At 45.8% G+C, this 13661-nt stretch carries 15 protein-coding genes, 1 tRNA gene and 2 pseudogenes; 9 read left to right on the top strand and 9 right to left on the bottom strand.

Annotated elements, in window-relative coordinates; translation table 11 throughout:
- The first annotated feature begins 75 nt into the window (after positions 1–75).
- Both dnaG and rpoD read left to right on the top strand, forming a co-directional pair.
- The gene (dnaG, locus tag ACOTXT_RS07685; protein WP_023294585.1) at positions 76–1821 is read left to right on the top strand and encodes a DNA primase; all 1746 of its coding nucleotides are present in this window, start codon (positions 76–78) and stop codon (positions 1819–1821) included.
- 154 nt (positions 1822–1975) lie between these two features.
- Positions 1976–3823, top strand: a complete 1848-nt coding sequence (rpoD, locus tag ACOTXT_RS07680) for an RNA polymerase sigma factor RpoD (protein WP_008503184.1) — start codon at positions 1976–1978, stop codon at positions 3821–3823.
- A 98-nt stretch (positions 3824–3921) separates the two neighbouring features.
- On the opposite strand, the gene mug is transcribed toward rpoD, so the two are convergent.
- Positions 3922–4428 (bottom strand): G/U mismatch-specific DNA glycosylase, encoded by a 507-nt coding sequence (gene mug, locus ACOTXT_RS07675; protein WP_008503183.1) that lies wholly within the window; start codon positions 4426–4428, stop codon positions 3922–3924.
- A 124-nt stretch (positions 4429–4552) separates the two neighbouring features.
- Here mug and ACOTXT_RS07670 point away from each other — a divergent pair.
- Positions 4553–4628: transfer RNA gene (locus ACOTXT_RS07670), tRNA-Ile, on the top strand.
- Between the two features lie 120 nt (positions 4629–4748).
- Here the strand turns inward: ACOTXT_RS07670 and ACOTXT_RS07665 are convergent.
- The 8 genes from ACOTXT_RS07665 to ACOTXT_RS07630 all read right to left on the bottom strand — a co-directional run bounded on the left by ACOTXT_RS07665 (position 4749) and on the right by ACOTXT_RS07630 (position 7616).
- The gene (locus ACOTXT_RS07665; protein ID WP_032681944.1) at positions 4749–4964 is read right to left on the bottom strand and encodes an ogr/Delta-like zinc finger family protein; all 216 of its coding nucleotides are present in this window, start codon (positions 4962–4964) and stop codon (positions 4749–4751) included.
- A 68-nt stretch (positions 4965–5032) separates the two neighbouring features.
- Positions 5033–5887 (bottom strand): Dam family site-specific DNA-(adenine-N6)-methyltransferase, encoded by an 855-nt coding sequence (locus tag ACOTXT_RS07660; protein ID WP_071946148.1) that lies wholly within the window; start codon positions 5885–5887, stop codon positions 5033–5035.
- Positions 5884–6111, bottom strand: a complete 228-nt coding sequence (locus tag ACOTXT_RS07655) for a TraR/DksA family transcriptional regulator (protein ID WP_055321577.1) — start codon at positions 6109–6111, stop codon at positions 5884–5886. The genes ACOTXT_RS07660 and ACOTXT_RS07655 overlap by 4 nt, the downstream gene beginning before the upstream one ends.
- On the bottom strand, positions 6111–6344 hold the full coding sequence (locus ACOTXT_RS07650; protein ID WP_023298664.1) for a DUF2732 family protein: 234 nt from the start codon (positions 6342–6344) through the stop codon (positions 6111–6113). Before ACOTXT_RS07650 ends, ACOTXT_RS07655 begins: the two co-directional genes overlap by 1 nt.
- 69 nt (positions 6345–6413) lie before the next feature.
- Positions 6414–6614: a hypothetical protein gene (locus ACOTXT_RS07645; RefSeq protein WP_055321578.1), complete on the bottom strand. Its 201-nt coding sequence runs from the start codon at positions 6612–6614 to the stop codon at positions 6414–6416.
- A complete protein-coding gene (locus ACOTXT_RS07640) occupies positions 6604–6828 on the bottom strand; it encodes a phage filamentation protein Fil family protein (protein WP_055321579.1) in 225 nt (74 codons plus the stop codon). The genes ACOTXT_RS07645 and ACOTXT_RS07640 overlap by 11 nt, the downstream gene beginning before the upstream one ends.
- Positions 6829–6835: 7 nt before the next feature.
- On the bottom strand, positions 6836–7345 hold the full coding sequence (locus ACOTXT_RS07635; protein WP_333166585.1) for a phage regulatory CII family protein: 510 nt from the start codon (positions 7343–7345) through the stop codon (positions 6836–6838).
- Between the two features lie 34 nt (positions 7346–7379).
- Positions 7380–7616, bottom strand: a complete 237-nt coding sequence (locus tag ACOTXT_RS07630; RefSeq protein WP_055321581.1) for a hypothetical protein — start codon at positions 7614–7616, stop codon at positions 7380–7382.
- Positions 7617–7713: 97 nt separating this feature from the next.
- Between ACOTXT_RS07630 and ACOTXT_RS07625 the strand changes: the two genes are divergently transcribed.
- From ACOTXT_RS07625 to ACOTXT_RS07600, 6 genes and pseudogenes are all read left to right on the top strand, one after another.
- Positions 7714–8337 (top strand): phage repressor protein CI, encoded by a 624-nt coding sequence (locus ACOTXT_RS07625; RefSeq protein WP_084832403.1) that lies wholly within the window; start codon positions 7714–7716, stop codon positions 8335–8337.
- A gap of 9 nt (positions 8338–8346) precedes the next feature.
- Positions 8347–9237 (top strand): hypothetical protein, encoded by an 891-nt coding sequence (locus ACOTXT_RS07620; protein ID WP_131798158.1) that lies wholly within the window; start codon positions 8347–8349, stop codon positions 9235–9237.
- A 5-nt stretch (positions 9238–9242) separates the two neighbouring features.
- Positions 9243–10255 (top strand): annotated as a pseudogene (locus ACOTXT_RS07615) (phage integrase).
- A 55-nt stretch (positions 10256–10310) separates the two neighbouring features.
- Positions 10311–11261, top strand: a complete 951-nt coding sequence (locus tag ACOTXT_RS07610; RefSeq protein WP_055321583.1) for a hypothetical protein — start codon at positions 10311–10313, stop codon at positions 11259–11261.
- A 132-nt stretch (positions 11262–11393) separates the two neighbouring features.
- Positions 11394–11669: pseudogene (locus ACOTXT_RS07605) on the top strand (tyrosine-type recombinase/integrase); the annotation flags it as partial.
- A gap of 96 nt (positions 11670–11765) precedes the next feature.
- Entirely contained in the window at positions 11766–13004 is a 1239-nt protein-coding gene (locus ACOTXT_RS07600) for a hypothetical protein (protein ID WP_055321584.1), read from the top strand.
- Positions 13005–13661: the final 657 nt, after the last annotated feature.

Below are 13661 nucleotides of genomic sequence, written 5' to 3'. Positions count from 1 at the left end.
GTAGTCGTAAGGCCGTGCTTCCGGAAGGAATGCGCGGCTTGTTTTCGTTTATAAGTCGCTTAAATTTTGGGGCATATGGCCGGAAGAATCCCACGCGTTTTCATCAATGACCTGCTCGCCAGAACCGACATCGTCGATCTCATCGACGCGCGGGTAAAGCTGAAGAAGCAGGGCAAGAATTACCATGCGTGCTGTCCGTTCCATAACGAAAAAACCCCCTCCTTCACCGTAAACGGTGAAAAGCAGTTTTACCATTGCTTCGGCTGTGGTGCTCACGGTAATGCCGTCGATTTTTTAATGAACTACGACAAGCTCGAGTTCGTTGAAACCGTCGAAGAGCTGGCGGCAATGCATAACCTTGAAGTGCCGTATGAAGCTGGCAGTGGGCCAAGTCAGATCGAGCGCCATCAACGGCAAACGCTGTATCAACTGATGGATGGCCTGAATTCGTTTTACCAACAGTCTCTTAAGCACTCTGCGGCTGAGCCTGCGCGTCAGTATCTGAACAAGCGCGGACTGAGCGACGATGTCATTGCGCGTTTCGCTATTGGCTACGCCCCGCCCGGCTGGGACAACGTGTTAAAGCGTTTTGGCGGCAATAGCGAAGATCGTAAGTCTCTCATCGATGCAGGCATGCTGGTCACCAACGACCAGGGACGAAGCTACGACCGCTTCCGCGAACGGGTAATGTTCCCAATCCGCGACAAGCGAGGCCGGGTAATTGGTTTTGGTGGTCGCGTGCTGGGTGATGCCCTGCCGAAGTACCTCAACTCCCCGGAAACCGATATTTTCCATAAGGGCCGCCAGCTTTACGGCCTTTATGAGGCGCAGCAGGATAACGCGGAACCTCCGCGTCTTCTGGTCGTCGAAGGCTATATGGACGTCGTTGCGCTGGCGCAGTACGACATTAACTACGCGGTTGCGTCGTTAGGAACGTCCACGACGGCGGATCACATCCAGCTGCTGTTCCGCGTGACCAACAACGTGATTTGTTGTTACGACGGAGACCGCGCCGGACGCGATGCCGCCTGGCGCGCGCTGGAAACCGCGCTACCCTATATGACCGACGGGCGTCAGTTGCGCTTTATGTTCCTGCCCGACGGTGAAGACCCGGATACGCTGGTGCGTAAAGAGGGCAAAGCGGCGTTTGAAGCGCGGATGGAGCAGGCACAGCCGCTCTCCACGTTTTTGTTTAACAGCCTGATGCCGCAGGTCGATTTGAGTACTCCTGACGGGCGCGCGCAGCTCAGCACGCTGGCGCTGCCGTTAATCAGTCAGGTGCCCGGCGAAACGCTGCGCATCTACCTACGTCAGGAGTTAGGCAACAAGCTCGGCATTCTGGATGACAGCCAGCTTGAACGTTTAATGCCTAAACAGGCTGAAAACGGTGCGGTTCGCCCCGCGCCTCAGCTAAAACGCACAACCATGCGTATACTGATAGGGTTACTGGTACAAAACCCCGAGCTGGCGCCACAGGTGCCGTCGCTGGCGGGTTTGAACCACGAAAAATTGCCCGGGCTTGGCTTATTTTCAGAACTGGTCAACACCTGTTTGTCTCAGCCAGGTCTGACCACCGGACAACTTTTAGAGCATTATCGCGGCACAAAAGAGGCCGCTACCCTTGAAAAATTGTCGATGTGGGACGATATAGCAGATAAGGACATTGCAGAAAAAACGTTCACCGACTCACTCAACCATATGTTTGATTCGATGCTTGAGCTGCGCCAGGAAGAGTTGATAGCTCGCGAGCGCACACACGGTTTGAGCAGCGAAGAACGCCGGGAGCTCTGGATGATTAACCAGGAACTGGCGAAGAAATAAAGAAATTTAACGGCTTAAGTGCCGAATATCGATCGGGAAGCCCCCGGCAGCCGCACTGAGAGGCAGCGGCAAAAATATAAGTACGCCCTCGCTTTAAAGGTTGGCAGCCCCATCGCCGACACCAATCAAACGAATTAAGTGTGGATACCGTCTTATGGAGCAAAACCCGCAGTCACAGCTGAAACTTCTTGTCCAACGTGGTAAGGAGCAAGGCTATCTGACCTATGCCGAGGTCAATGACCATCTGCCGGAAGATATCGTCGATTCAGATCAAATCGAAGACATCATCCAAATGATCAATGACATGGGCATTCAGGTGATGGAAGAAGCACCGGATGCCGATGATCTGTTGCTGGCTGAAACCTCCAACAACACTGACGAAGATGCGGAAGAAGCTGCTGCACAGGTACTGTCCAGCGTGGAATCTGAAATCGGGCGTACCACTGACCCGGTCCGCATGTACATGCGCGAAATGGGTACCGTTGAACTGTTGACCCGCGAAGGCGAAATTGACATCGCAAAACGCATCGAAGACGGGATCAACCAGGTTCAGTGCTCTGTTGCCGAGTACCCGGAAGCGATCACCTATCTGCTGGAGCAGTACGATCGCGTTGAAGCGGAAGAAGCGCGCCTGTCTGACCTGATCACCGGTTTTGTCGACCCGAACGCTGAAGAAGATATGGCGCCTACCGCCACTCACGTCGGTTCTGAACTGTCTCAGGAAGAGATGGATGATGACGAAGACGAAGATGAGGAAGAGAGCGACGACGACAGCGCCGATGATGACAACAGCATCGACCCGGAACTGGCGCGCGAGAAGTTTGCCGAGCTGCGTACTCAGTACGAAGTGACGCGTGACACCATCAAAGCGAAAGGCCGCAGCCACGCAGCCGCTCAGGAAGAGATCCTGAAACTGTCTGAAGTGTTCAAACAGTTCCGCCTGGTGCCAAAACAGTTCGACTACCTGGTGAACAGCATGCGCGTGATGATGGATCGCGTACGTACCCAGGAACGCATCATCATGAAGCTGTGCGTTGAGCAGTGCAAAATGCCGAAGAAGAACTTCATCACCCTCTTCACCGGCAACGAAACCAGCGAAACCTGGTTCAACGCGGCTATCGCGATGAACAAGCCGTGGTCTGAAAAACTGCACGACGTGAAAGAAGACGTGTATCGCGGCCTGCAGAAGCTGCAGCAGATTGAAGAAGAGACCGGCCTGACCATCGAGCAGGTTAAAGATATCAACCGTCGCATGTCCATCGGTGAAGCGAAAGCCCGCCGTGCGAAGAAAGAGATGGTTGAAGCGAACTTGCGTCTGGTTATCTCTATCGCCAAGAAATACACCAACCGCGGTCTGCAGTTCCTGGATCTGATTCAGGAAGGCAACATCGGTCTGATGAAAGCGGTAGACAAGTTTGAATACCGTCGTGGTTACAAGTTCTCCACCTACGCAACCTGGTGGATCCGTCAGGCTATTACCCGCTCTATCGCGGATCAGGCGCGCACCATCCGTATTCCGGTGCATATGATTGAGACCATCAACAAGCTCAACCGTATTTCCCGCCAGATGCTGCAGGAGATGGGTCGCGAGCCGACGCCGGAAGAGCTGGCCGAGCGCATGCTGATGCCGGAAGACAAGATCCGTAAAGTGCTGAAGATCGCCAAAGAGCCAATCTCCATGGAAACACCAATCGGTGATGATGAAGATTCGCATCTGGGTGATTTCATCGAGGATACCACCCTCGAGCTGCCGCTGGACTCTGCCACCACCGAGAGCCTGCGTGCCGCAACGCACGATGTTCTGGCTGGCCTGACCGCCCGTGAAGCGAAAGTGCTGCGTATGCGTTTCGGTATCGATATGAACACCGACCACACGCTGGAAGAAGTGGGTAAACAGTTCGACGTTACCCGCGAACGTATCCGTCAGATCGAAGCGAAGGCGCTGCGTAAGCTGCGTCACCCAAGCCGCTCTGAAGTGCTGCGTAGCTTCCTGGACGACTAATCTGTTCTGACAGTGAAAAAGCTCCCCACGGGGAGCTTTTTTTATTGCCTCGACCTGTGGGAAAGGGTCAGGGTGAGGGCATCAGGCCGTAGAGGTCCCTAAAGCCCCCGCACCATCAGCGCCTCATCCAGCTCCCGATACGCCTCTACCAGCTTGTCCAGCGTCGCCCTGTTGAGCCCGCTCGGGTTCGGCAACACCCACACCTGCGTAACGCCAATCATGATGCTCTGCTTACCCCACTTAGCCCCGCGCTGGCTGAACGCCTGCTCGTAGGCCTGCTTACCGAGGATCGCCAGCGCGGCGGGCTGATAGTCTTCAATCTTCTTCACCAGTTCCCGCCCGCCGCTGCGCAGCTCATGCAGGTTGACCTCGCTTGCCTGTACCGTCGGCCGCTCGACCAGCATGGTAATTCCGCAGCGCGTGTCCAGCAGATGCTGCTCCTCTTCGGGCTTGAGTAACCTGTCGGTAAACCCGGCCTGGTAGATCACCTTCCAGAAGCGATTGCCCGGATGGGCAAAGTGAAAACCGGTGTGCGCCGAGGACTTGCCCGGGTTGATTCCGCAGAACACCACCCGCAGGCCAGGGGCCAGAATGTCGTTGATCATTTTTACTCCCGCTGATACATCGTTATGGAAGTATAAAGGATTGATAATGCGTTGTTTATAAAAACAGCAGGCAGGTGTGAATGGCTGGATTGCTGCGGGGAGTTACTTTATAATTCACCGCCACGGCCCCTTAGCTCAGTGGTTAGAGCAGGCGACTCATAATCGCTTGGTCGCTGGTTCAAGTCCAGCAGGGGCCACCAAATTTTTGAAGTAAATACATATACTTAGGCCACTCTCGCGAGTGGCCTTTTTGTTTATTCAAACCCCATTGGCAGCAAAATGGCAGCGGGAGTTTCATTAAAAAACCCGCCAGCGGCGGGTTAGTACGACAGTTGTTGCTGCAAACCCTTCGGATGCGGAGGTGCAGAACTGATTTTTTGAGGACGACAAACAGACCTGACGAACGTTTCATGAGTAACAAAAGTGTGCCCGCATTCAATATTTGTGCACTGGTTATAACGTTCTTTGGTTTGGCGGGAAACTTCAAAGCTGCTGCGTGTATGTGCGGCCTGGCCGCACAACGGACAATTCATCATTTTAGTCTTATCCCCACTTTTGCTGTAATCGCAATAATGATACAACATAATTCCATTTTGTGAAGTAATCATTCCATTTCTAAATCATCAATTCTCACCTCAAGCTCTAGAGTAGTCGTGAAACCGCTATCTGCACTGACACTATGCGTCAGCGTGGTAATGGTCCATTCTCCATCATCAATGGGCTGTTTAAACCCGCTAACCTTCACCGGCATTTCGGTATACAGATCAGCCCTTCCCTCTGCGAGCTGCAGTGAAAATGTTGCTACCCCGCGCTGCAGGCGCTCCCACTGCATCTTTGAGCGGCGTTCAAGAATAGACGCCAAATGATACTGATCATCCTCAGTAAACCCGGCGGTATGATAATCAGTGAAAGTACCGTCATAAGGCGGGTCGCAATAAACAACATCGCCAGGCACCAATAAGGCCAACGTTTCGTCGTAGCTGGCACAAATGAACGTTGCGCGAATGGCTTTCTCTGCAAAAGCGCGGATTTCGCTTTCCGGGAAATAAGGATTTTTATAATTACCGTAAGGGACGTTAAACCCCCCCTTTTTGTTATAACGGCAAAGCCCACGGTAACAGTGACGATTTAAGAATAAAAAAAGCGGCGCGCGCCATTCAGGATCTTTATCGTAATTGAATGAATCACGGCTATCATAATAACCATCTTCACTATTAAAGACTTTAAACAGATGTTTGGCACGCTCAATAAAAGCAGATGCGTCTGTTGCTATGTCACGATATAGGTTTATTAAATCAGGGTTAATATCCGCGACAAGATAATGAGGATAGTCTGTTGCCATCATCACAGCACAGGAACCCGCGAAAGGTTCAACCAATCGCGGGCCAGCGGGAAGGTGTTTTTTCAGTTCGGACATAATGGCGGTTTTGTTTCCCGCCCATTTCAGGATAGTGCTCATACAACACCTCCGTTGTAGTGCTTGCCTTTAAGTTCTGCGATTTCCTGACAGGTCACACAGCACTGCACGCCCGGAATAGCGCGGCGGCGAGCTGGCGGGATGGGAGCATCACACTCCGCACAGAGAACACGGGAAACGCCCGGCACTCTGGCGCGGGCATTGTTAATATGGCGCTCACGATCTTCCTGTTCGCGCTGCTGGACGAGGTCCATTGAATCAGCCATTAATACAGCTCCTGCGCTTCGTTCTGGATTCGTACCGCTTCAACGCGAAGCAGTTCGGCCGCCTCGATATGGCTCAACTGACGAGAAACGATACGCACGGCCAGACTATCCAGACGAGCCGCCATTGCATCAGCACGGCAACGGCGCTCATCCAGGCGCGTTTCATTTAACAAAGCGAACAGACCAGCATCGTCTGGGCCTGTTTTCGTTGAGTGGGTTTTAGTATTTTTCATATTCATTTCCTCAGAACGCGGGCAAAAAAATGCCCGGCGGGTTTACGCCATAAAAAACGGGTTAATTACTTAGATATAACCAGAAACAGGGACAGGCTTACTTTTAATTTGGCTGATAATTTCAGCCTGCAAACCTTCTTTAAATTCTTTGCAGCATTCCCATTCAGGATCGACACGCAAAACAGCACCATCACGGGTTTTAATTTCAAAACCTTCCGCCATATTCGGGATGATTACGCCTAGAATAATTCTCAGCTCATTACGAGACATGTTTCACTCCTTTTACAATCAAGCGAACAATGCGAATAATTAAAAAAGCTGACGGCTTACCAGAATTAGATTTCAGCCCGTTTAATAATTCGGACTGATCGTGGCACGAGCGCCAGCGCTTGCCGTTATCCCCTGCAATCCAGCCGTGGCCGTAATGCATTGCCGGACTTTGCTTTACCAAGAGGGAAGCGAGAGAAGGTTCATTTTTCAGCATGGCTTCCTTACATAAATCCGAAAGTCGCACTGATACCTGTAACCGTATCAATAGTGCTAGCCATGGCAGGGTTAGCCTGCAGACGCGCCTGCATGGAAATCGCAGCCAATGCCATAAGGCGGGTAACAGAATTGATGCTACTAATCACATCACGACGTCCAGTTGTAGTCCCGACATCACCGGACACAGCTCCTGCAGCCACACGACCAATCTCAGCTGTCGCACTCATTACGTAATGCGGGAGTTTTTCTTTTGCCACTTCGTTCGTAGGTACGCACGGTAGGCTATGAATTTGAGCCAGGAACCCATCAACCAGCGTGGAGTCCTCAGTGATATCCGTCAGCAGCCAGATTTCCGGCGGCGTGAGCTGATGGGGCTGTTCAGGGTTAAGCTTATTGCGCAGCGTCTGGACCTTCATTCCTGCGCGGTTTGCCAGTTTCGCCATATTGTGACGAAGTGCGAAAACACGGCAGGCTTCATCAAAGTGAGGATGTTTGGAAACGCGATAATCAAACATGTTTAAAGTCCTTTTCTATCCCAGAATGGAACTATCAGGCTTGCATTGTGATTTCGCAGCCCTGGGCAGCTTCCATCGTCAACGCAAACATGTTGATTTCGATAAGGCTGTTAACTCCGGCTTTTTTCCTGATAGGCAGGCGGTTTTCCCGGATCATTTGACGTACATAACTGGGCTTGTAACCAGTACGACGGCAGAACTCATCCAGCGTGATGTAAGGCTCAGAAACCACGAGATTGATGCTTGGCCGCATTGAAAAGTTTCTATTCATGATGCACTATTCCTCTGTTAGGTAAAAAACACTATTCGGCACTTTAAAACAACATTACAAACATCTTGAATCGAGATGCTAGGATCTCTATATAGAAATGTCAATCAAAAAAAACACAAACCAAGATGATATGGTCGCTGTTCGAGATGCTGTTTCCCAGAACCGAGGTGGAAAAGAGGTAATAGCCCGCATCCTTGAAGCTTATGGATTTAGCACTCGTATTGCGCTGTGCAAACAGCTTGGGGTATCTCAGAGTACGATGGCAAATAGGTATGCACGTGATACGTTTCCAGCTGATTGGGTGATGATTTGCCATCTTGAAACTGGGGCATCCTTGGTTTGGCTTAGCACTGGGAATGGCAGCAAGTTTATTGAAGGGAAAGATAGCAATGTATTTTCACTTCGACATATAGACATCACAAATGGGAGCATGACGTTACTTAGAGATTTACAGTTTGATAGAGCGATGATTCCTGATGGTTTATCAAAACCTTTTATGGTTTCATTTGATAAAACTAGTTATCTTGCTGATACATATGACGGCGAGCTTGTTGATGGTGTCTGGTTTATAGAAATTGATGGTATTTCAAGTGTTAGGCAAATTTATCGATTCCCAGCTGGTAGAGCACGCATAGAAAATGGCAGAGCTTCATTTGACTGTCATATTTCAGAAATAAAGGTTCTGGGTAAAATAATTACTAAAACTGAATTTATTGGTTAGGTGTATAAAATGAAGAAAAACGATACTAATCCTGTTAATAGTAATGTAGCAATAGAAACTGAGGAAAAAAAACCTACATGTTTTGTTATAATGCCCATTGCAGACACCCCCGGATATGAAAATAGGCACTTCGACAGAGTTTACAGCCACATTATCAAGCCTGCTTGTGAAAAGGCTAATTTCCTTCCAATTCGTGCAGATGAAATAACCAATACTAACTTTATAGTTTTGGACATACTCAGACGTATTGTTGAATGTGATATTGCCATTTGCGACTTAAGCTCTAGAAACCCTAATGTAATGTACGAACTAGGTCTTAGGCAGGCATTTAATAAAAAGACAGTTTTAATAAAAGACGATATAACCACAAATCCATTTGACGTTCAAGGGTTTAGATATTGTGGTTATGACAGTTCCTTGAGAATAGATTGTGCTCATAATAATGTAAATGCCATTGCTAAAGCCTTAACAGCCACACACTTAGCGAGCAGTGAGGAAGTAAATTCCATTGTACAATTATTACGAATAGAACCAGCTCAAATCGGTGAGAGAACTCAATTATCAGATCAAAACACTGTTATTTTAGACGCTATCAAAGAATTAACCGTAAAAATTAACAGACAAACACCAAGAGCTATCGAAATAAAATCGCAATCAGAATTAAAGGATGAAAGCACCGCTATTGGAGATAGTTTTTTATATCAATTTAACACATACAAACTCAATAATCTAATCGGTAACATATATGACCTCAATGACAAAGAGTTCGGAACATATAGAGGAATAAAGCAAGCTCCGAATGGTAACGATTGCCATGCATTTACTTATAAAAACACAACAAAATATATAGAACCAGACTCTGACATCTTAGGCCAACTCGTTGAAACTGTTCCTTTTTAAATACAATGTCTGTTACTAAGCTTAGCAATGGAAAATGGCAGGCTCAAGTTTTCCCCAATGGTAGGAATGGACGGCGCATTCGTCGCCAGTTCGCCACTAAAGGGGAAGCTCTGGCCTTTGAACGACACATCAAAGATCAGGCGCAGGAAAAACCCTGGCTCGGAGAGAAAGTCGAAAAACGACGGGTTACTGACCTTGTTGAGACTTGGTTCAATGTTCATGGAGTAACACTTTCTGATGGTGTAAAGCGCAAAGGGGCGATGGAGTTTGCCTGCTTAGCCATGGGCAACCCTTTAGCGACTGAGTTTAACGCAAAGTTATTTGCGACCTACCGCGAACAACGTTTAAGCGGAAAAATAACCCGCTCAGATCGAGTAAAGTCCGTTACCCCGCGCACAGTTAATCTTGAGCTGGCCTATTTTCGGGCCATGTTTAACGAACTGAAAAGGCTTGATAATTGGGTAGCACCGAACCCTCTGGAGAATGTCCGCGAGTTTAAAATTGACGAGGCGGAGCTGGCCTGGTTAACCGTTGATGAAGTTAAAATCTTGCTTGCTGAATGTGAGAACAGCAGAGCGAAGGACCTGGTGACCATAGTAAAAATTTGTCTCGCTACTGGCGCAAGATGGGGTGAGGCTGAATCCATCACCGGTAAGCAGATTAGCCCGGGCAAGATCACGTATATCAAAACGAAAGGAAAAAAGAACAGAGCTGTTCCAATCAGTGAAGAACTGTATCAGATGCTCCCCAAAATGAGAACATCAAAACCTGTGTTTACGGGGTGCTATTCTGCATTTCGTGGGGCTGTTAAGAGAGCGGGGATTGAACTACCGGACGGGCAGCTATCACATGTATTACGACATACATTTGCAAGCCACTTCATGATGCGGGGGGCAACATACTCGTTTTGCAGCGTATTCTCGGACACTCTGATATTAAAGTAACTATGCGGTATGCTCACTTTGCACCAGATCATCTTAACGAGGCGATAAAACTCAACCCTTTAAATCTAATTTGATTAAAGAAAAGAAAGTTAATGCCGATACTTAATGAAAAACCCGAGGAGAACGAACTTGAAAATATTATATGACCAATATCAACTAGAAACAGTAATATTTATATTCTGCCTATACATCTTTATCGCTTTCGTAAATGGATGGTATAAACTCTCTCCAAAACCATTATATGAACACCCATTTTTCTGGGCTTCAATATTTCTTCCCGTTTTGATTTTCTGTATTTGCGCCTATTATGACTTGCAAAACAAAACAATATCCAATAATAGCATTGAACAATATGATATATCGACATTTACATTGTCTATATTAGCATTAGTATTGCCAGCCACAACAATTCTCGCCGCTATTCATAGATCTATACAAACTGACGAACAAATAAAAGTTACGGAAAAAAAGAATGAGAGCGACAAATACTACGCCCATCAAAAATATATTGTAGAATGTTTGAATTCATTAACAAAGTATGAAGTAAAAAGCTCATGGAACAATAATGACAATAGCAGAGTTATTACTGTTTCAAATCCTCACAAACTCTATCGGCAAGCATTTAAAAAATCATCTCCGGAAAACGTTTCGTTTGAATTAAATGAATTTATTAACCAAGCTTTCCCCGCTCTTTGGAAGTGGTTGAATGAAGAATTATGCTTGCTTCACAAAAATAACTCACCTGCTATTTCAGCTAATTTTCTTTATAAAGCAGAGGGAAGGTTAGTAGGTTTATCACGTCACCTGGGATTCTCAAGACCAAATGGTCCTTGGAGCGCAAATATTAATAACAACTTTAATTTGATCACTTCCTTCTTAAGCGAAGAAGAGTTCATTAGAACAATACATTATTATAATGAAGTCACTTCTGAAGTATGTGATATTTTAAATATTGAGATTGACTTTGGTAAAATATGTCCTGACGTAATGAATTATATTTATGGCGGCAAGAAAATTTTACAATGTTACCATCCAAATTTCATAGGTTACATGCCATACAAGCAACCGATGTTTACATGACTATGTAGATAAATAAATGAGGATTAAAATGGCAGCAAACCTAATCACTATACAAGAAAATTCAACACTATGTGGCATCGCAATGTATTGAAATGAAAGCAAATCATTGTTTTTCTTCATATTAGCTTGGGACTCTTTAAACCTTGTTACTCTGCTTTTAGAAAAGCCATGCAACGTGCCGGTATTCATACACCTGCTGGACAACTAACGCACATTTTGCGACACACCTTCGCATCTCATTTCATGATGAACGGGGGAAATATTCTCGTACTACAGCGTATATTAGGGCATACAGATATTAAGATTACTATGCGATATTCACACTTTGCTCCTGACCATTTGTCTGAAGCTATGTTACTTAACCCATTAAATATAATGGAATCACAACAAAAACAAACCATAAAATAATTTAACACAATGCGTTCCAAACCATGTTTAGTATTAAAAAGCATCAACACTGTATAACATCCACAACAAGAAACCAGCAGCAAGGGAGGATTTATTTTGGAATTAGAAAAATTCAGCTCAAAAAAAATTAAGATTACAGTCGATTACTATGATGATGCTCACAGAAATCTTCTAAACAGCACCAGCAGATATGATCAATACTTCATTGACAATATGAAAAAAATAATAAGCGAGGGGGTTGAAGTCACGGGGGCAGAATATTTAATCAATTCCCTGGTATTTAAACAACACACCAACCCCGAGAAGTACACTCAAAGAAATGATTTAATGAGCGCCATAAGTTCTGCCACTCAATATTTCATAGATGATCTTGAAATATCCAACAATTCCTTACGCATTCCAGCAAATTCAAATCCAGAAGCCGCAATTGTAATGAAAAGGGTTGGAGAGTCTATTGGTCTTTCTGTAGTTTCCAGAATAATTGGGGTTAACGAGGCAGATTGGACTGTCATTCCAGAATTAGGCGTTAAGGCTTTTGATTTTCGATATGCTGCAACAACTAAAGGGATTGTACAGGTCGAGACAAAGGGTACACACTCCATTGATATTAGCAAGAAAAACAATAACATATACTCACACGCCAGTAGCATAAACGATAAAAAAAATGAAATGTCCACTAACAGCAAACACCCATATCCCGGCGACTATAATTATGGAACTATAGCTTTCTGCCCTAAAGGTGGAAATAAAAATTTGAAATGTTATCTACTTGATCCACCATCAGGTTCGTCTAGAGAACGTTTAGCAGAAGCTATATTAGCTAAAAAATTAGGATTTTATTATAGATTTATGAACTTCATATCTCCTGACTCAAAATTAATTAACTTATTACATGAAAGGACTCTTGCATTTGCCGATGGCAAGTTAAATCTTAACACAGCAAAAAAGCTAGATTACTATGGCACAAGCAAGAGTGGGGATTTTGATGAGAGCTTTTTCTTAAATAAAAAAACAATTAAACTTAATGGGTTAAGAGTATCTGGAGATTGGTTCCATCTCAAAAAAAACTACATTGTTTTTATTGGAATAAAAAACTCAATAATCAATGATATTGTTTTACAAAGTAATGAAAAATTGTCACAACTTAAATATGAAACTTTCTCACACAATAAAGAAATAATATTCAACATACAGACTGGCTATCAGAAACAACAATTAAAAAGGCTTCAGGAAGAAAACGGAAATATTTATAATTCAAAGGTTTTGAAAACAAAAGGTAACATAACTCTTTTGGCAAGTGGTGTAGCAATAGGCATATTGAAAGTAATGGATTAAAAATGCCAACAATTATTGAGCCGTAACCTTGTCTACTGTTTAACGTAAATGCCTTATGAGAGGCTCATCCCTACTCATTCTAGTGGCAACAGTGGCAACAAAGTGGCAGCAGAGCGCAACACTATGCGCCACTATTGAACAATATTCGGCCTAAAGAATACATAACTATCAGTAACTTACTGATTTTTCACGCTTTGAATTGGGACTCATAATCGCCAGGTCGCTGGTTCAAGTCCAGCAGGGGATACCAAATTTAAGCTGTAGAATCATATGATTAAGCCACTCGATTGAGTGGCTTTTTTGTTGGCTGAATAACGGGTGCCCCCTTGTTGTCCCCTGAGTTTTCCCCCAAGCATTTGCCAGGTTACACCCCGCCTCTGATTTTTGCTGCACCCTATTCAAGCACATACGGAATCAATCACACATAGTCCGGCCTGCCGCTCACCCTCACAAACCCTAAAAACTAAAGAAATCCCCCATCGCGCCGATCATCATCCGTGTGTATTATTTCCTGTAGCTTTTACAACAACTAAGGAAGTTGCGATTAAGTGGTCCGCAGCTCCCGATATGACGCCCCAAACCGTCCTTTATCGACGTCCTGTGGCTCAATTTTCCAATTTTCAGCCCAAAATCGTCTCTTCGTGGCTGATTTTGGCC

The sequence above is a fragment of the Enterobacter cloacae complex sp. IR5422 genome (genome assembly GCF_049238165.1).
GTDB lineage: Bacteria > Pseudomonadota > Gammaproteobacteria > Enterobacterales > Enterobacteriaceae > Enterobacter > Enterobacter roggenkampii.
This window is presented reverse-complemented; position numbering and strand designations above follow the sequence as displayed.